The organism is Exiguobacterium sp. SRB7LM, from assembly GCF_015712685.1.
Lineage (GTDB): Bacteria > Bacillota > Bacilli > Exiguobacteriales > Exiguobacteriaceae > Exiguobacterium > Exiguobacterium profundum.
On record NZ_VWVR01000006.1, the window covers coordinates 50,991 to 67,795 of the forward strand.

Here is a 16,805-nt window from a genome sequence, read left to right on the forward strand (position 1 = left end):
TAGTCCTCCTTTAGAAAAAGGCCAACTCTCGAGCGAGTTGGCCAGTAGATTATGCACCGATGACGTCTTGAATGTCTGATTTCAATACGTCGGCTTTCGGTCCATAGATGGCTTGGACTCCACGGTCTTTCACGATAAGACCCATAGCGCCATTTTTCTTCCATTCTGGTTCGTCAGAGACGAGTGTAACGTCTTTAACGGTCACACGAAGACGAGTCATACATGCGTCGACATCCTCAATGTTTTTTTCCCCACCGAGAAGTGCAATAATCCCCATGACTTGTTCGTTACCTGTAACGGATGTTTTTTCTGACGTTTCTTCCATGTAGTTCCCGTTACGTCCTGGCGTCGGTAGGTTCATCTTCTTAATGAAGAAGTTGAAGACACCGAAGTTGAGGAAGAAGAACACGACAGAGACGAGCACGAAGTTGATCAAGTCTTGAAGAAGTCCTGCTTTGACAATCATCGGAATGCGCGTCAAGAGTTCGATTGCACCGAAGGCGTGTACACGTAAGTCGATGATATCTGCCAATGCGAAGGCAGCACCGGCCATGAGTGCGTAAACGACATAAAGAACTGGTGCGACGAACATAAACATGAATTCGATCGGTTCTGTGACACCTGTCAAGAAGACAGCGAGTCCTGCTGATAAGAACATCGGCTTGTATTGTGCCTTCTTATCCGCGTCGACGTTGCGGTACATCGCATACGCGGCACCAATCAATGCAGCGAATGACAAGATGACTTGGCCAACTTTGAAGCGTGCTGGAACGACATCAGCGAGAAGCGCGTTGTATGCGGCCGTATCACCAGCAGCACGCAAGTTGACGAGGTCCGTCACCCATGCCAACCAGAGTGGGTCTTGACCGGCAACGACTGATCCAGCTGTCGCACCTGTTAAAATCGTATACGTTCCACCGAGCTCTGTGTAGTTCATTGGTACTGTGAGCATGTGGTGTAAACCGAACGGCAAGAGGAGACGTTCGAGCGCACCGTAGATGAACGGTGCGAGGACAGGCGCCGTGTTACGTGATGTGGCAATCCATTCACCAAAACTGTTGAGTGCACCTTGGATGGTTGGCCATACAATCGATAGAACGATGGCAGCAACGACTGAACCAAGGATAACGACGAATGGTACGAAGCGCTTCCCGTTGAAGAACGAGAGAGCGTTCGGCAACTTGTTGAAGTTGTAGAAACGGTTATATAGTGCACCACCGAGGAAACCGGCGATAATCCCGACGAACACACCCATGTTGAGGGCAGGTGAGCCGAGTACAGATGTGAAGTAATCAGCGACGACAAGGTTCGCACCGAAAAGTGACTCGATTGTCGCTTCCGGATCTTGAAGCATGGCACCGTTGACACCGAAGATGGCACCTGTGACACGGTTGATCAAGATGAAGGCGAGAAGTGCTGCGAATGCACCGCCTGCACGATCTTTTGCCCACGAACCACCAATCGCGACTGCGAAGAGGATATGTAAGTTGACGATGATGCCCCAACCTAAATCTTCAATGATACGAGCTGTTGTTAATAAGATACCGACATCTCCGGCTGACATTCCAATCAATTTTCCGATGGAAATCATCAAACCGGCAGCTGGCATGACGGCGATGACGACCATCAAGGCCTTACCGAGTTTCTGCCAGAAATCGAATGAGATCAATTGTTTCATGCTATACGCTTCCTTCCTGTGAGGGAGTTTTATCTATTTTTGTGTTTGCCAATAGTGCAATCGCTTGCATAAATGATTGTAATCGATTGCATAAATTCATGCAACCGTTTTCGCTATTTTCATTTGTTTTCATTTCCGAAGTGAGAATAGCAGATGTGAGGCGAACTTGTCAGTCGAATCGAATCTAGCTACAATATGATAGGTTGAAGGGAGCGAGAAAGATGGGTTGGAGACAGACGACATCTGCTTTGACGAAAGAAGAGCAGATTGAATTAAAAGAAGAGTTGTTGCAGAAGGGTGTATTGCAGGAAGTCGATCTTCCTCTATATGAGATGCTCATGCCAGATCGCATCAAACGGATGTATGAAGTATTGAATACACGAACGAACCATATCACGATTTTGACGGAAGGTGTGGACGATCCGCATAACCAATCTGCCGTATTGCGTTCGGCCGATGCGTTCGGGGTGCAGACGCTGCATGTCGTCGAAGGTCGCGCGAAGTTCAAACCGAACTCGATTATCGCCAAGAGTGCCGACCGTTGGGTGGACGTCGTCGAGCATGGGTCCATTGAAGAGGCGATTGACGCTTTAAAAGAAGACGGTTATCAAGTATATGCGACGGCATTGAGTGAGGAAGCGATTCCGCTCGAAGAAGTGGATGTGTCGAAGCCGACCGTTCTGCTATTCGGGAATGAACATAGTGGTGTGTCAGAAACGGCATTGAAGAAGGCGGATGGGAACTTTGTCATTCCGATGCAAGGATATGTGCAGAGTTTGAACATCTCCGTGGCGGCGGCAATTTCCTTGTACGATGTTACGACACGGTCACGACATATCGTGACGGATGGCTACGAGCTTCCTGTCGAAGATCAAGCGCGCATCTTCAAAGACTGGATGGTCAAGAGCTTGCCGAAGCGTACGCTCGGACTGTATAAACAAAAAGGTGTCACGGCTTTTGAACGGGAGACAGGAAATTCAGAATGAACGGCGAAATGAACAGACGTACGGAATCTTTGTCCAGAAACTGAAAGGGGATGGCACGATGAGTACGACGAGTTCATTTATCGTAAAAGATGTGACAAACAACTTTAAGGATTTTGAAGAGGACTTTTTCCGACTGTATCGCACGTTATATGGCGACCTCGATCAGTTGCGTTTTAAAGAGCGTTTATATCGGCACGCCAATCCGCTAGTGTTACTGGCTTTCTCGGAAGAGCAACTGGTCGGCTTTAAAATCGGCTATGAGGCGGAGCCTTATCGATTCTACAGCTGGGCGGGCGGCGTACATCCGGACTTCCAAAAGCATGGCATCGGTCGCAAGCTGATGGATACGCAACTCGAATGGGTCGAAGCGCAAGGGTTCCATTCGATTCGGACGAAAGCACGCAATACGAACAAAGGGATCATCATTTTGAACCTCCTTTGCGGATATGACATCATGGGCGCCTACACAGAAGATGGCGAGCCGCGTATCATGATGGAGAAACAACTGAACAGTTGAATCGATGCCGCGGTCGTGTGATCGCGGTTTTTTTGTTGAAACCGATTCGACTGAATGAACGTACATAAACAAAAAGGGGGAGTTTGAAATGTCTACTTTAGAATTTGGGGCGGATCCATTTTTCACGATCATCAATTTATTCTTTCCAATTATCTTTTTCACCATTGTTGGACTTATCGCATTTGGTGTCATCAAATCAAGTCGGAGCTACTCTAAAACATCAAATACATTGAAGGACTTACAACACTTCGCCTCACAGCTTGCAGATGATCCAGCCGACGAGACGGCTGAGCGATTGGCAGACTATTTACGTGGCGTCGATTCCTTCTCGATTGAACGGACACGCATGGAACCGTTTCGTGTCGCGCTCGGATGCTACCGATTGGTGATGGAGTCGAGCACTGTTCGCGAAGAGACAAAAGAGCGGGTCGGTCGTCAATATAAGCGTCTCGGGATTTTGGACGGAGAAAAATTTGCTGATGAGGCCACTCCACGTCGACGTTCTTCTTCATCGAACCATCATGATATCCATCACAATCACCATGACCATATGTAAAAAAGCGAAAGGATTCCTTCGCTTTTTTACATATATCGTGATGCATCAAATTCAATGTCAGTCTGATAACGGACGGCTTGAATCGCACTTTCGATTCGAATGGCACGTTTCTTGATATCACGTGCTTTTAAACGATATAGTTCGGGGTCATATAAGGCGTGTTTGATCACGGCAACTCCGTGCACATAGTCTTTCTTCGGACGAAGCGATAATTTCTCATAAAGTCGTGCCTGGACACGTAACTGAATGGCTAGCTCGATTGCCTCGACGAGCGGGAGCGGCCCGTCATGCGTCTCAACGACGGCTTGGACGTTCGCCTCTTGAATGAGACGGTCGAGCTGACGTAAGTCTAGACGAATGTGTTCAAGTTCCATCTCGATGTCTTGAAGGGAACGGGACTGAATGGTAGGAATGGATTCATTCGCTTGAAGCGAGATGAACGCCACATGCTCAATCTCTTCGGTCAATGTATCGATTTGCTCATGGAGCAACTGTTTCAATGTTAGGGCATCTGCAAGGTTCATATCGATTTCCTCCTTCTGCTTTTTCTAACCGTACCACATCGAGATGGCTGAAAAAAGGTGGATGACATCCTCGATTACGGGAATAAAACCAAATAGAGAGGAGGAGGACGATGAAGAAGTGGAAGATACAATGGATGATTGCACTCGTCCTACTCCTGTTCGGGACGGCGACATTCCTTTATCAGTGGGTTGATGTAAGCCCAGGCGATATACGGGACTACATCATTCAATTCGGATGGTTGGCTCCGCTCATTTACATTTTATTGTTCACCGTTCGTCCGCTCATCTTGTTTCCGACGTCCGTCTTGTCGGTCGCCGGAGGATTGGCGTTTGGGATGTTACCGGGCGTCATCTATACCGTCATCGGGGCGACGTTGAGTGCGCTTGTTGCGTATTATGTGGCAATTTATTTCGGCGATCGTTTCCTGCATCACTTCGAATCAACGAATTACGAAGCCATTCAGCATAAAATCGAAGAAGATGGTTTCTTTTACGTCCTCATCTTACGTCTCATCCCGCTCGTCAATTTCGATTTGGTCAGCTATGCTTCTGGTTTGGCAAAAGTAAACGTACTCGCCTATCTGTTTGCGACCGTCGTTGGTATGATTCCCGGGGCGTTCGCGAACAATTTTCTCGGGAGTAGTATCGCCAGTGGGGATTGGACGCTCATCGCCTTGGCATTTGGGATCATGCTCGTGTTGACGCTCGTTGCGACCGTGTTCCGCGAACCGATTAAGCGACAGATTCATCGCTATCAAAAAAAGTAGGCGACTCCAGATGGAGCGCCTACTTTTCAATTAACGGTTGTCAACCGTCTCTGGATACAGGTCATGGTTGAACAGACGATGCTCCGCCATTTTTTCGTACTTCGTACCCGGTTTTCCGTAGTTGTAGTACGGATCGATCGAGATACCGCCACGTGGTGTGAATTTCCCCCACACTTCGAGATAGCGCGGTTCCATCAATTTCACGAGATCTTTCCCAATGACGTTGATGCAGTTCTCGTGGAAGTCACCGTGGTTACGGAAGCTGAACAAGTACAACTTCAACGACTTCGACTCGACGAGTTTCTCATCCGGGATGTATGAGATGTAGATGGTTGCGAAGTCCGGTTGGTTCGTGATCGGGCACAATGATGTAAATTCTGGTGCGTTGAATTTAACGAAGTAGTCGTTCTCAGGATGACGGTTCGGGAACGCCTCCAGGACGTCTGGTGTGTATTCAAAAATATAAGGGACGCTCTTCTGTCCGAGGAGCGAGAGGTCTTGTAAGTCTTCTGGTCTCATGTTTATTCTCCTTACACGCCACGTTCGTTGGCGTACAGTAATGTGTGTAGTTGTGGCAGGACGCGGACACTTTGCCATGACGGATCACGTGCAACGTCTTCCCATAGTTGTTTCAAACGACGGAGCTGGGCATCGGCGATGTCGCCGTCTGCACCAGGCTCCGGGTTACCAGCCGACAAATACATGACGTCCGGTGAGTAGCGCTGCTGCACTTCTTTCGCGTAGGCAAGGTCCACTTCATCAAAGACAGCAACTTTGAATGTCGTCTGCTCCGGGCGCAACCGTTCGACGATAGCGTCTAAGTGCTCCCAGTTCGTTTTCATACCAGACGATGGAGGTTTTGGACTGAGGGTCACGTCATCGATTTGTGTGAGCCAATCTTGATAGCGGCTGCCTTGCGTCTCGACGGCGAGTGTGACGCCTCGTTCTTTCAACTTCTCGACCAGGTCTCCCATAGCCGCGATAAGGAGTGGATTGCCACCCGAGATGGTGACGTAATCGTACATACCAAGTGCATCCAGGCGAGCAATCACCTCATCGGCTGTCAGCATGTCCGGTTTTTCTGAACCGTCCCACGTAAAGGCGGAATCGCACCACGAACAGCGATAATCGCAACCGGCGGTCCGGACGAACATCGTCTTTTGTCCGATGGCGCGTCCTTCTCCTTGAAAGGTCGGTCCGAACACTTCAAGAACAGGGATTTTCACGATTCCACCAACCATTCACGGCGGAACTCAGCGTAAGACGTTGGCGTTTCATACAGACGGACGAACTCGACACGGACGTCGCGTTCATTTGGCAAGTGTGTCGCCAGTTGTTCAAAAATCCAATAACACATGTTTTCTGCAGTTGTATTCATATAAGGGAGTGACTCGTTCAAATAGCGATGATCGAGATACGGCTCAAGCTCTTCTTTGAAGATCTTTTTCAAATCACCAAAGTCGAGTGTCATGCCGCGATTGTCGAGAAAGCCGCTGACACCCATCTGGAGCTTATACGTATGACCATGGAGGGCACGACATTTGCCGTCATAGTCAAAGAGATGGTGCGCCGCGTCGAACGTTACTTCTTTGACGATTTGAACGCGATGCGGACAGTAGATGAGCGATCCTTCTTGCTTTGATTCGACACTGGTCGGAGCGAGGAATGGAGCATGTTTCATACGCGCACCTCCTCGTAAGCTGTGAGTCCGTTTTGACGAAGCTTACAAGCCGGACATTCTCCACAACCTGAACCGATGACACCGTTGTAGCAAGTGAGCGTGCGTTCTTTGACATAGTCAAAGGCACCGAGTTCGTCGGCGAGAGCCCACGTTTCTTTTTTATCGAGCCACATGAGCGGTGTGTCGATGACAAATGGATAATCCATCGCTAAATTGAGTGTCACATTGAGTGATTTGATGAATTGGTCTCGACAATCCGGGTAACCTGAAAAGTCCGTTTCACATACACCGGTCACGATGTGATGCATACCGAGTTGTTTGGCCATGACGGCCGCAAACGATAAGAATAGATGGTTGCGTCCATCGACGAACGTGTTTGGGACGTCCGCATTGTCGATGTCGAGATCGTGTCTCGTGAGCGCGTTTGAAGTGAGTTGTCCGAGTAGGGACAAATCGAGGATGTGGTGTGGGACATCGAGTTCTGCCGCAATTTCTTTGGCGACTTCGATTTCCGCATCATGGCGTTGACCATATGCGAACGTCACTGCCTCCACATGAGAGAATTGTTGTTTTGCCCAAAACAGGCAAGTGGTTGAATCTTGGCCACCACTAAAGACGACCAATGCTTTTTCGTGTTGCATGAAGCACACTTCCTTTTCGCTAGTTTTGATGTCGGAGGAGGTTACGAACTCCGGAGGTCACCCTCAAGCATATAACTTATCATAAAAAGACGTTTGACAGGGAGAAAGGAAGCGAGTATAGTAAAAAACATCACTAACATGCTTTTGTGCATAAAAGCGTTTAAGCGGTTAGGCGAAATAATAAATAATGAAGATATAACGAAAGGAGGGGACGTCGATGCAGATGAAAGGAAAAGAAGCTGTATTCGTCGTGTTGATGAGCGGGATTACCTTGCTCGCACTGATGTTTTTGGCCAAAGCGACGCCACATATGGCGATTTTTGGCACAATGGTAATAGTAGGTGGATACGCGTATTATCGTTCACGCGACTTCAAACAGATTGAAACGGCGATGATCAACGGAATTCGTGAAGCGATCATGCCGGTGCTGATTTTGTTGTTGATTGGGATGCTCATCGGAGTATGGCAAATGTCTGGGACGGTCGCGACGATCCTCTCCATCGGTCTAAATACAATCTCTGCTGAATGGTTCTTGCCGAGTGTCTTATTGATCACGATGATCGTCTCGACATTCACAGGAAGCGCCTTTACAACCGTCGGAACGGTCGGTGTCGCCTTATTTGGAATCGGGACGGCACTAGGCATCTCGCCAGCGCTCGCTGCAGGTGCCATCGTGTCGGGCGCCCTCTTCGGAGACAAGATGAGCCCGTTGTCGGATACGACGAACTTTGCACCGGCAGTGGCGGGGGTCAAACTGTTCGACCACATTCGCTTCATGATGGGGACGACGATTCCAGCGTTCATCATCACGTTGATTTTATTCACGTTCCTCGGACGTAGCGGTCAAACTGCCGACACGGCACAAATCGCAGAGGCGCAAGCCGCGCTCAGTGGACGTTTCGACCTCTCATGGCTCACGTTGATTGCTCCTGTCCTTGTCGCAGTACTCGCCTTCCGCCGCATGCCGGTCTTACCGACGATGCTCGTCGGGATGTTCGCCGGTGTGTTGACGGCCGGTTTCGTTCAAGGGAACTGGAGCATCTCGAACTGGCTCGGTGTCATGCAGTCGGGATTCAAGTCAGGTGTCGAGAATGAATTGATTGCGAATGTACTCGATAAAGGTGGTCTTGAATCGATGCTTTGGTCGGTCAGTCTCGTCTTGATCGCCCTCGCGTTCGGTGGCTTATTACGTGAACTCGGTGTGTTCCAAGCCATCGTCGAATCGTTGCTCGAGCGTTTGAAGTCACCAGGGAGCTCGGTCCTATCAGTCGTTCTCAGCTCAATCGGTGTCAACTTGCTCGCGGGAGAACAGTACTTGTCGATTCTCTTGCCGGGTCAAGCGTTCAAACAAGGGTTTATCGATCGTGGGATCGACCCACGCTACTTGTCACGGGCACTTGAAGATGGCGGGACCGTTATCAACCCGCTCATACCATGGGGAGTTTCTGGCGCATTCTTTGCAGCGACACTCGGCGTACCTGTATTGGAATACGCACCATTCGCCTTCTTCCTATGGCTCAGCCCGGTCTTCTCCATCATTTTGGGATACGTCCGATTGGGAAAGCAACGTGAATCGCTCAAAATCGCATCATAACGTCTAGGTGTCCTGCCATGCAGGGCATCTTTTTTGTGCGCAAGCTACGATTTTTGAGAAAATGAAACAAATGGAGGTGGAACCATGAAGCGACTCGATTTAGCATTTTATGAACAACCGACACTTGACTTGGCGCGTGCCTTACTCGGGCAATATTTGGTGAGGCGACATCCAGAAGGTGACATCATCGCGAAGATTGTCGAGACGGAAGCTTACCTCGGTGCCATCGACCGAGCAGCGCATAGCTTCGGAGGGCGTCGGACGAAGCGAACGGAAGTCATGTTTGGGAAACCGGGGCATGTGTACACCTATCAGATGCATACGCATACGCTCTTGAACGTGGTTAGTGGACCAGTCGGCACACCAGAAGCCGTCTTGATTCGAGCTGTCGAACCGATTCAAGGCCATGAATGGATTGCAACGAACCGTCCTGGGGTGAAGCGATATGACCAAACGAACGGCCCAGGGAAGTTGACGAAAGCACTCGGGATCACGATGGATTTATACGGTCATTCCTTTCAACAAGACCCACTCTATATCGTGGAGGGTGAAGCAGGAGTAGTAATCGAGGCGGGTCCACGCATCGGCATCCCGAACACGGGCGAGGCGCGTGACTATCCGTATCGATTTTTTGAACGCGACAATCCGTACGTCTCGAAGTTCCGTTGAATGCTCCTGAAGATGTTTAATTGATTCATGCCAGTGGAACAGTCCCTATGTGCATAAAACAAACAGAGGGAGTGTTTAGAACATGGCAAAAGTAGCAACGCTCATTACAGATATGTTTGAAGATGTAGAATTCACGGGTCCCCGTGACGCATTGGTGGATGCGGGACATGACGTCGTGACAATCGAGAAGAAAGCTGGCAACACGGTGGAAGGAAAGCAAGGAGAGGCGAAAGTGAACATCGATCAATCGATTGATGATGTATCGCCGGAAGATTTTGATGCCCTTCTTTTACCTGGCGGGTTCTCACCTGACTTATTGCGAGAAGACGAGCGTTTTGTTTCGTTCGCCAAAGCATTCATGGATGCGAAGAAGCCTGTCTTTGCAATCTGTCACGGACCACAGCTGTTGATTACGGCGAAGACATTAGAAGGTCGTGACGCAACCGGCTATAAATCGATTAAAGTCGATATGGAGTATGCCGGAGCGAAATATGCGGACAAAGAAGTCGTTGTCTGTCAAAATCAGCTTGTGACGAGCCGTCAACCAGATGATATTCCGGCATTCAATCGTGAGATTCTCAACTTATTAAAATAACACGTCGACCACGAGAGGAATCTCGTGGTTTTTTGTGCATTCGGGAATAAGAAAGATAAGGAGGCGATTCAAATGAGAAAACGAGCACGGTCACCGAGTTAAGTTCGTCGAAACATTGTTTGGTTAGGGTGCATTCGTTGGTTTGAAGGGCTGATTCCAGCATATGTGATTGAACGGTTATTTTGGGAGTCACGAGGCATCTCGATTCAAGAAGTCGTCTATTTAGAGATGGTATATGCGCTGATCATCGTTCTGTTTGAAGTGCCGACTGGCGTGTGGGCGGACCGCACGACACGGCGTCGACTGATCCAGGTAGGTGTAGCCTTAGAGGGGCTATCATTTTGGATTCTCTTATACTCGTTCACATTCACCGGTTTTTTTGTCGCAATCAGCTGTTCGGCTGTAGGATCGGTTATTCGAAGTGGGGCAGAGAATGCCTTGTTGTACGAATCGTTACAGGAGAGTCATGAAGCGTCGTCATTTGAACGGGTTCTTGGAAAACTGAACGCGATTGGGATTGTTGCCGCTGTGACGGCGGCATTGAGTGGCAGTATGTTGGCTCAGTATCTTCCCTTGGAGTGGAACTACAAGCTCTCCATCGTGAGTCTATTGATTGCGACTACCTGTAGCCTATCTCTCATCGAACCGACTCAACGAGAGATAGAAGAGCGTTTGACGTGGTGGCATTTGCTGAAAGGTTTTCAATTCATTTGGTCGAACAAGCAACTATGGCATGTCACTATCAGTTTTTTAGCAGCCGTATCCGCATTCAATTTCATCGATGAGTTCTGGCAATTGTATGCACGTGATGTATCCATCCCGATCTATTGGTTCGGTGCCATTTCAAGCATCCTACTCTTGATTCAGTTACCTGGACAACTTTTTGCAGGGACGCTTATACGATTTGCGTCATCCGAACATTGGTTAAACGGGTTCGGTTGGCTAATGGGTGGTGGATTTCTTGTCATCGGACTTTTTCCGAATCCAATCGGAATCGGGCTGATGGGGCTGTTGGCTCTTATATATGGAGCGATGGAGCCGCTCTATTACGGTCTTTTGCATCATCAAGTTCCTTCATCCATTCGAGCGACGACGGAATCATCCGTCTCGATGCTATGGCATCTCGGTATCCTCGTGTTGGGGTTTGTCTTTATTGTAGGAACGACAGTGTCGCTATTTTTGGCGTTCATCTTAATCGGGCTTGTCGTTTGGTTCGTTCATGCGACCGCCCGATAATTTTTACAGACATGGGTCATAAGCCATGTCTGTTTTTACATCTTAAGACGGACGAAAGATTGTGCCGAGAAGTGTATGATGAGAACAATCTTAACGAGTCAATAGGAGAAACAACGTGGAATGGTATGAATTATTTGTAGGATTTTTGTTAGGCATCGTCGAGGGATTGACGGAATTTGCCCCAGTCTCGTCGACCGGTCATATGATTCTCGTGGACGGTCTCTGGTTGAATTCGAGTCAATTTTTAGGTCAGGAAGTAGCGAACACGTTTAAAATCGTCATTCAATTAGGGTCGATTTTAGCGGTCGTGGTCGTCTTTCGAGATCGGTTCAAAGCGTTACTGAATCCAAAGTCGATCCTCACCTTAAGACAAAGCGGAACCACACGTCAGTTCAATCTCATACATATTTTGATCGGATTGCTGCCTGCTGGCGTCCTTGGTGTACTGTTTGAGGACTACATCGATACACATCTCTTCTCAGTCAAGACGGTGTTGATTGGGTTAGTCATTGGGGCATTCTTTATGATTGCCGCAGATTTATCCGGCGTGAAGCGTCAGACGACCGCTACGCTAGATGACATCACGTACAAGCAAGCACTTGGTGTCGGGTTGATTCAATGTTTCTCGCTATGGCCTGGGTTCTCTCGGTCCGGTTCAACGATTTCTGGAGGGGTTCTCCTCGGAATGAGTCACCGGGCAGCGGCAGATTTTACGTTCATCATGGCGGTACCGATCATGTTTGGAGCGAGTGCGTTGTCACTGTACAGCAAATGGACGTACTTCACGCTCGATACGTTACCCGTGTTTGTCGTCGGTTTCGTCAGCGCGTTTTTGTTCGCACTTCTTTCGATTAAATTCTTTTTGAAGTTGATCAACAAAGTGAAATTGATGCCGTTTGCGGTCTATCGAATCGTATTGGCCATCGTGATTTACGTTCTTTACTTCTAAAAAAACACGTGCGAATAGCACGTGTTTGAAACCAATGAATGGAATTGTTCGTAAAGTCTAGAAGAGGTGAAAACATGGGACAAATCGTTGTAGTATTCGGAACGTTAATCGGTCTTGGGACCGTCGGGGCATTGCTTTATATGACCCGTCTAGCCTATGAATCATGAGAACGGATAATGATAGAAGCGCTCACGTTGGAGTAACTCCATGACGTGGGCGTTTTCTGCGTTATCGATCGCACGAAGCAGACCTTCCGTCTGAGACCGGTGGGCAAACAGGGCATCTTTCTTTTGTTCGCTCTCTTCCGTTACATCGACGATGACGTGAGGTTGTCCGAGTTCGTCTTCTGTGCGGCGGTCAAAGGCGACACCTAAGAACTCAGGGCGCGTCTCGCCCATCTCTTGAAGCGCACGTACGACGGCACGGGCTGTCGCTTCATGGTCCGGGTGGACGGCATATCCTGGATAGAATGAGATGACGGTTTCCGGCTTCACTTCGTCAATCAATGCGCGGAAGCGACCAGCGAGCTCGGTCTCGTCCTCAAATTCGACGGTCTTGTCACGAAGACCCCACATGCGCAGGTCCTCGATGCCCATCATGCGACATGCTTCTTCGAGTTCATGTTTTCGAATTTTCGGCAGTTCTTCACGTGTCGTAAAGATTGGAGAACCCATATTACGTCCCATTTCACCGAGCGTCAAACAGACATATGTGACGGGTAGTCCTTTTTGACGATGTTGGATAATCGTTCCGGCCGAGCTGAACGCCTCATCGTCCGGGTGTGGGAATATGACGAGTAACGGTCCATTCATTGATTCTCCACCTCCGATGCGCCTTGTGGGAGCGGCTTGATATCGATGTGCAGCGCACATGCGAGACGACCGAGACGATCGTGACCAGCGAGTAACAACTGTTCTTCGTGCATTTCATAGTCGGTCAATCCCTCGACATAGAGCCAACCGTGATCGAGTTTTAAACCGACACGATAGGGACCATTTCCTTTAATTTGACCGATGCTGTATTCGATTTTGGCATTACGGATAAACATCCCGGCGTTATGAAAGTCCGGGTCATTATGTGTCGCGTAGGCACCGTTCGTCGTCTCGACATGGACGAAAAGTGGTGTCGCGACGTGATTGTCTAAATAGTGCTGAATGTGATCAGGTTGAATCGCTTTCACGTCTGTCCCTCCAATGGAAAGGATGACCCGAAACACGTAGTTCCGGGTCATCTGTTTACGATTGTGTTGCTACTTTTTTACGGTATCCGGTATGGTTCGTCGGTCCAACGTATTGGTTGAGACGGAATGAATGACGAACGGCTTCTGTGATGAACTCTTTTCCGATTTCAATCGCTTCTTCGACCGTGTGACCGTTGGCGAGTGAGGCTGCGATGGCAGAAGAGAACGTACATCCGCCGCCGTGTGTGAACGCAGGCTCGATTTTTTCACTTTCAAGAAGGCGGAATTCGTTTCCGTCGTACAAGACGTCGAATGCTGTATCGAATCCGAGTTTGCCACCGACTTTGACGATGACGATCTCTGCGCCGAGTTCATGGATTAAACGAGCGGCTTCTTTGATTTCGTCCATCGTTGCGGGTGTTTTATCAAGGCCAGCGAGCATACGCGCCTCGAATAAGTTCGGTGTGATGATTTTTGCGACTGGTACGAGGTGTTGACGCATCGCGACTGCAACGTTCGGATCAAGAATCTCATCCGCACCTTTACATGCCATGACCGGATCGACGACGGCATTCTGGATTCCGTATTCTTTAATCTTCCGTGCTGCGAGTTCGATGATTTCAGGTGTCGGGAGCATACCTGTCTTCACTGCATCGACTCCAATTCCAGCGAGCACCGTATCGATTTGTTTCTCGATCAAGGTCGTGTCGATTGGAAAGACTTCGTGATTCCATGCGTTATGTGGGTCTTGTGCCACGATGACAGTCAAAGCTGTCATACCGTATACACCGAGTTCTTCCATCGTTTTGAGGTCGGCTTGGATTCCCGCGCCGCCGCTTGTGTCAGAACCGGCAATCGTCAATGCTTTTTTCATCGTCATAATCGTCCATCCCCTTTGTCTGTTTGGATAGTTTCACTATAACGACTTTTTTGAATTCCGACAAATGCAAGGATTACGAGAAGTGTTCATAACTTTTCAGAAAAAGTATGCAGGATATTCATCATATTTGGGGAATAATAATGAATAGGGTGTAGACCACTTTATTATTGGCTGGGAGGAAAACGCATGTTAGTGCATAGCTTATGTATCCCGAAGAAAGATGTTGTCACCATCAGTGAAAAGGCAACATTGCGGGAAGCGCTTCATACGCTTGAAGAAACAGGATACCGTTGTGTACCTGTTTTAGACGAGACGGGGAAATTTTTCCGCGGTAACATTTACAAGATGCATATTTATCGTCATGGAATGAACGGGGAAAACATGGACGATAATGTGATGACACTCATCAAGAATACACAAAAGTACGTCCATGAGTCAGATGGATTCTTTGAAGTATTTTTCTCAATCAAAGAGTTGCCGTACATTGCTGTATTGAAAGATGAGAGCAATGAATTTTATGGCATTCTTCCCCACGGTAAGATGCTCGGGATGCTCGAAGAAGCATGGAGTCGCGACACGGGTAGTTACGTCTTGACAATCGCCTTGAGCGAACAGGCTGGGGCACTTGAGAAAATCACGAAAATCGTGAACAAATATACATCAATCGCGAGCTTGATGACGCTCGATGCGAAAAGTAAAGTATTGCGTCGGGTACTCGTGACACTACCACCAGACTGTGAAGAAGACATGAAAAACAAGGTTGTCTCTAAGCTTGAACAAAAAGGCTTCCGGATTGTCGAAGTTGAGAACTTAAAGAACTAAGTCAAAACCCTTTCACTTGGCGTGAAAGGGTTTTTCGTCGAGTCGTTTTTCCATCCGAATATCGGACCAAAATTGACCGTCCCAGTAGGTGAAGTGCTCGATCCGGCCGATTTCTTGATATCCACATTTCGTATAGAGACGATGGGCCGCATGGTTGAAAGCGAATACGCCAAGTTCCATACGAGGTGTTTGTTTGGCTCGCAATTGCTCTTCTAACAAACGAAGAGCTTCTGTGCCAACGCCTTTTCCGCGACCTACAGATTCGCCGATGACGAAACCGAGCCATGCTGTACCGGGTTCTTGTCGATATAAATGAGGCGGGTCATACATGACGTTCATTTCTCCGACGAGATGGTCATCTGCGTAGATGAGGAAAATATCGTGCGTTAAGAGTCGTTCTTCTAAATCGTCAACCGTCATCTCATAATGGGCGGTCAATTCTTCTTTAGAGCGGCTCGGGCGAATAAGATGGACGATCTCAGGATCGTTATTCCAACGATTGAATGTATCGACGATGTCGCCGGATGCGACTGTTAATGGAACAAGTGAGATATTGATAGGTCATTCTCCTTTCTCGCTTGAACACATTCGATTCAATCGTCAAAATTCCTGCTCTTAGATCGGCTTTAATACGTTTAAGTGGCTCGGCAATACTTCAAAGGTGAGCGGTAGCTTGCCGCCTGTGTCCCCGTCAGCATTTACAGGAAGCGCATCAGGCGAGGTCACGTTCACCCGTGACGTACAAAATGAGGTGACGCTATCCGTTTCCTTCAACTTTCCTGTAAAGAGGGCGGGTGTTAATTGAAGTGCGTCCTTTAACCCGAGCTCTTCAAAGATATAGACGTGAAGAAGACCATCATTAAGTCGCGCGTCCGGTTCGAAGTTTTCAAATCCTCCGACCGAGTTCGTCAAGGCGATGACGACGAGATAAGCCTCGCCATCAAACTCCCCGTCTTTACTGTCAAGCGCCAACTCATATGGACTATGTTCACGGAACGCTTTTACACCCTCAATCAAGTAAGCGAACGGTCCCCATTTCGTCTTCTCTTCCACACTTACTTCGTCGACAGCTTCGGCAATGAGCCCGATAGCGATGACGTTCATGAAATAACCGTTCTCATACTTTCCGATATCCATCGGTGTCGGTTCAGCGTCGCGGAGAGCCTCGATTGCTTGTTTAGGGTCACTTGGGACACCGAGTGCACGGGCGAGGTCGTTGACCGTCCCAAGTGGAATGATGCCGAAGTCAGGTCGATGAGTAGCCTCGGCTAGACCGGTCACCGCTTCGTTCAAGGTTCCGTCCCCACCCATCGCAATCACGGCCTGATAGTGCTTTTCTGCCGCTTCACGTGCGAAGTTCGTCGCATCCTGTTCCTTTTCAGTGAAGCGGACCTCGACGTGTCCATATCGTTCGCGCAACACCTCTTCTGCATGTGTTGCGTGTTGTTCCCCCAACTCTTTCCCTGAGGATGGATTGACGATTAACATGACTGTGTCCATTCCAACATGTCTCCTTTTCAACTCGAATAC

At 48.6% G+C, this 16,805-nt stretch carries 21 protein-coding genes; 10 read left to right on the forward strand and 11 right to left on the reverse strand.

Annotation, left to right across the window (positions count from 1 at the left end; translation table 11 throughout):
* Positions 1 to 49: 49 nt before the first annotated feature.
* On the reverse strand, positions 50 to 1,678 hold the full coding sequence (locus F3H97_RS01050) for a PTS transporter subunit IIBC (RefSeq protein WP_196430335.1): 1,629 nt from the start codon (positions 1,676 to 1,678) through the stop codon (positions 50 to 52).
* A 221-nt stretch (positions 1,679 to 1,899) separates the two neighbouring features.
* On the opposite strand from F3H97_RS01050, the gene F3H97_RS01055 reads away from it, so the two are divergent.
* The 3 genes from F3H97_RS01055 to F3H97_RS01065 all read left to right on the forward strand — a co-directional run bounded on the left by F3H97_RS01055 (position 1,900) and on the right by F3H97_RS01065 (position 3,737).
* Positions 1,900 to 2,664, forward strand: a complete 765-nt coding sequence (locus F3H97_RS01055; protein ID WP_196430336.1) for a TrmH family RNA methyltransferase — start codon at positions 1,900 to 1,902, stop codon at positions 2,662 to 2,664.
* The gene (locus F3H97_RS01060; RefSeq protein WP_196430337.1) at positions 2,636 to 3,181 is read left to right on the forward strand and encodes a GNAT family N-acetyltransferase; all 546 of its coding nucleotides are present in this window, start codon (positions 2,636 to 2,638) and stop codon (positions 3,179 to 3,181) included. Before F3H97_RS01055 ends, F3H97_RS01060 begins: the two co-directional genes overlap by 29 nt.
* 88 nt (positions 3,182 to 3,269) lie before the next feature.
* Positions 3,270 to 3,737, forward strand: coding sequence for a hypothetical protein (locus F3H97_RS01065; RefSeq protein ID WP_196430338.1), 468 nt, complete (start codon positions 3,270 to 3,272; stop codon positions 3,735 to 3,737).
* Positions 3,738 to 3,763: 26 nt separating this feature from the next.
* On the opposite strand, the gene F3H97_RS01070 is transcribed toward F3H97_RS01065, so the two are convergent.
* Positions 3,764 to 4,261: a hypothetical protein gene (locus tag F3H97_RS01070; protein ID WP_159563336.1), complete on the reverse strand. Its 498-nt coding sequence runs from the start codon at positions 4,259 to 4,261 to the stop codon at positions 3,764 to 3,766.
* Positions 4,262 to 4,371: 110 nt separating this feature from the next.
* On the opposite strand from F3H97_RS01070, the gene F3H97_RS01075 reads away from it, so the two are divergent.
* Entirely contained in the window at positions 4,372 to 5,028 is a 657-nt protein-coding gene (locus F3H97_RS01075; protein WP_196430339.1) for a TVP38/TMEM64 family protein, read from the forward strand.
* A 30-nt stretch (positions 5,029 to 5,058) separates the two neighbouring features.
* Here F3H97_RS01075 and queF read toward each other — a convergent pair whose 3' ends face one another.
* Genes queF through queC form a run of 4 tightly spaced genes read right to left on the reverse strand, consistent with a single transcriptional unit; the run spans position 5,059 to position 7,350 of the window.
* Entirely contained in the window at positions 5,059 to 5,547 is a 489-nt protein-coding gene (gene queF / locus F3H97_RS01080; RefSeq protein ID WP_015880473.1) for a preQ(1) synthase, read from the reverse strand.
* Between the two features lie 11 nt (positions 5,548 to 5,558).
* On the reverse strand, positions 5,559 to 6,269 hold the full coding sequence (queE, locus tag F3H97_RS01085; protein ID WP_196430340.1) for a 7-carboxy-7-deazaguanine synthase QueE: 711 nt from the start codon (positions 6,267 to 6,269) through the stop codon (positions 5,559 to 5,561).
* A complete protein-coding gene (gene queD, locus F3H97_RS01090; protein WP_015880475.1) occupies positions 6,251 to 6,709 on the reverse strand; it encodes a 6-carboxytetrahydropterin synthase QueD in 459 nt (152 codons plus the stop codon). The genes queE and queD overlap by 19 nt, the downstream gene beginning before the upstream one ends.
* A complete protein-coding gene (gene queC, locus F3H97_RS01095) occupies positions 6,706 to 7,350 on the reverse strand; it encodes a 7-cyano-7-deazaguanine synthase QueC (protein ID WP_015880476.1) in 645 nt (214 codons plus the stop codon). Before queC ends, queD begins: the two co-directional genes overlap by 4 nt.
* A 217-nt stretch (positions 7,351 to 7,567) precedes the next feature.
* Between queC and nhaC the strand changes: the two genes are divergently transcribed.
* The 5 genes from nhaC to F3H97_RS01120 all read left to right on the forward strand — a co-directional run bounded on the left by nhaC (position 7,568) and on the right by F3H97_RS01120 (position 12,393).
* Positions 7,568 to 8,944, forward strand: a complete 1,377-nt coding sequence (gene nhaC / locus F3H97_RS01100; RefSeq protein WP_159563340.1) for a Na+/H+ antiporter NhaC — start codon at positions 7,568 to 7,570, stop codon at positions 8,942 to 8,944.
* An 84-nt stretch (positions 8,945 to 9,028) separates the two neighbouring features.
* The gene (locus tag F3H97_RS01105; protein WP_196430341.1) at positions 9,029 to 9,613 is read left to right on the forward strand and encodes a DNA-3-methyladenine glycosylase; all 585 of its coding nucleotides are present in this window, start codon (positions 9,029 to 9,031) and stop codon (positions 9,611 to 9,613) included.
* A gap of 82 nt (positions 9,614 to 9,695) precedes the next feature.
* Positions 9,696 to 10,208, forward strand: a complete 513-nt coding sequence (locus F3H97_RS01110; protein WP_026824537.1) for a type 1 glutamine amidotransferase domain-containing protein — start codon at positions 9,696 to 9,698, stop codon at positions 10,206 to 10,208.
* Positions 10,209 to 10,373: 165 nt separating this feature from the next.
* The gene (locus F3H97_RS01115) at positions 10,374 to 11,444 is read left to right on the forward strand and encodes an MFS transporter (protein ID WP_196430342.1); all 1,071 of its coding nucleotides are present in this window, start codon (positions 10,374 to 10,376) and stop codon (positions 11,442 to 11,444) included.
* Between the two features lie 115 nt (positions 11,445 to 11,559).
* Positions 11,560 to 12,393, forward strand: a complete 834-nt coding sequence (locus F3H97_RS01120; protein ID WP_196430343.1) for an undecaprenyl-diphosphate phosphatase — start codon at positions 11,560 to 11,562, stop codon at positions 12,391 to 12,393.
* Between the two features lie 161 nt (positions 12,394 to 12,554).
* Here the strand turns inward: F3H97_RS01120 and bshB2 are convergent, their stop codons facing one another.
* From bshB2 to pdxK, 3 genes are read right to left on the reverse strand one after another with little or no spacing between them, the layout of a single operon-like run.
* Positions 12,555 to 13,205 (reverse strand): bacillithiol biosynthesis deacetylase BshB2, encoded by a 651-nt coding sequence (gene bshB2, locus F3H97_RS01125; RefSeq protein ID WP_196430344.1) that lies wholly within the window; start codon positions 13,203 to 13,205, stop codon positions 12,555 to 12,557.
* On the reverse strand, positions 13,202 to 13,573 hold the full coding sequence (locus F3H97_RS01130; protein ID WP_074034952.1) for a YojF family protein: 372 nt from the start codon (positions 13,571 to 13,573) through the stop codon (positions 13,202 to 13,204). Before F3H97_RS01130 ends, bshB2 begins: the two co-directional genes overlap by 4 nt.
* A 55-nt stretch (positions 13,574 to 13,628) precedes the next feature.
* Positions 13,629 to 14,453: a pyridoxine/pyridoxal/pyridoxamine kinase gene (gene pdxK / locus F3H97_RS01135; RefSeq protein ID WP_015880484.1), complete on the reverse strand. Its 825-nt coding sequence runs from the start codon at positions 14,451 to 14,453 to the stop codon at positions 13,629 to 13,631.
* Positions 14,454 to 14,639: 186 nt separating this feature from the next.
* Between pdxK and cbpA the strand changes: the two genes are divergently transcribed.
* The gene (gene cbpA, locus F3H97_RS01140) at positions 14,640 to 15,275 is read left to right on the forward strand and encodes a cyclic di-AMP binding protein CbpA (protein ID WP_031424393.1); all 636 of its coding nucleotides are present in this window, start codon (positions 14,640 to 14,642) and stop codon (positions 15,273 to 15,275) included.
* Between the two features lie 12 nt (positions 15,276 to 15,287).
* Here cbpA and F3H97_RS01145 read toward each other — a convergent pair whose 3' ends face one another.
* Together F3H97_RS01145 and F3H97_RS01150 are read right to left on the reverse strand one after the other, a co-directional pair.
* A complete protein-coding gene (locus F3H97_RS01145; protein WP_074034948.1) occupies positions 15,288 to 15,833 on the reverse strand; it encodes a GNAT family N-acetyltransferase in 546 nt (181 codons plus the stop codon).
* A gap of 57 nt (positions 15,834 to 15,890) precedes the next feature.
* Entirely contained in the window at positions 15,891 to 16,775 is an 885-nt protein-coding gene (locus F3H97_RS01150; RefSeq protein WP_196430345.1) for a diacylglycerol/lipid kinase family protein, read from the reverse strand.
* Positions 16,776 to 16,805 lie beyond the last annotated feature (30 nt).

Bases quoted from the DNA above. Each gene is read 5' to 3' on its own strand.
- F3H97_RS01105 (WP_196430341.1), top strand. From the start codon at position 9,029: ATGAAGCGACTCGATTTAGCATTTTATGAACAACCGACACTTGACTTG.
- F3H97_RS01110 (WP_026824537.1), top strand. From the start codon at position 9,696: ATGGCAAAAGTAGCAACGCTCATTACAGATATGTTTGAAGATGTAGAA.
- F3H97_RS01055 (WP_196430336.1), top strand. From the start codon at position 1,900: ATGGGTTGGAGACAGACGACATCTGCTTTGACGAAAGAAGAGCAGATT.
- F3H97_RS01050 (WP_196430335.1), bottom strand. From the start codon at position 1,678: ATGAAACAATTGATCTCATTCGATTTCTGGCAGAAACTCGGTAAGGCC.
- cbpA (WP_031424393.1), top strand. From the start codon at position 14,640: ATGTTAGTGCATAGCTTATGTATCCCGAAGAAAGATGTTGTCACCATC.
- pdxK (WP_015880484.1), bottom strand. From the start codon at position 14,453: ATGACGATGAAAAAAGCATTGACGATTGCCGGTTCTGACACAAGCGGC.
- nhaC (WP_159563340.1), top strand. From the start codon at position 7,568: ATGCAGATGAAAGGAAAAGAAGCTGTATTCGTCGTGTTGATGAGCGGG.
- queD (WP_015880475.1), bottom strand. From the start codon at position 6,709: ATGAAACATGCTCCATTCCTCGCTCCGACCAGTGTCGAATCAAAGCAA.
- bshB2 (WP_196430344.1), bottom strand. From the start codon at position 13,205: ATGAATGGACCGTTACTCGTCATATTCCCACACCCGGACGATGAGGCG.
- queC (WP_015880476.1), bottom strand. From the start codon at position 7,350: ATGCAACACGAAAAAGCATTGGTCGTCTTTAGTGGTGGCCAAGATTCA.
- queE (WP_196430340.1), bottom strand. From the start codon at position 6,269: ATGGTTGGTGGAATCGTGAAAATCCCTGTTCTTGAAGTGTTCGGACCG.
- F3H97_RS01065 (WP_196430338.1), top strand. From the start codon at position 3,270: ATGTCTACTTTAGAATTTGGGGCGGATCCATTTTTCACGATCATCAAT.
- F3H97_RS01075 (WP_196430339.1), top strand. From the start codon at position 4,372: ATGAAGAAGTGGAAGATACAATGGATGATTGCACTCGTCCTACTCCTG.
- F3H97_RS01150 (WP_196430345.1), bottom strand. From the start codon at position 16,775: ATGGACACAGTCATGTTAATCGTCAATCCATCCTCAGGGAAAGAGTTG.
- F3H97_RS01070 (WP_159563336.1), bottom strand. From the start codon at position 4,261: ATGAACCTTGCAGATGCCCTAACATTGAAACAGTTGCTCCATGAGCAA.
- queF (WP_015880473.1), bottom strand. From the start codon at position 5,547: ATGAGACCAGAAGACTTACAAGACCTCTCGCTCCTCGGACAGAAGAGC.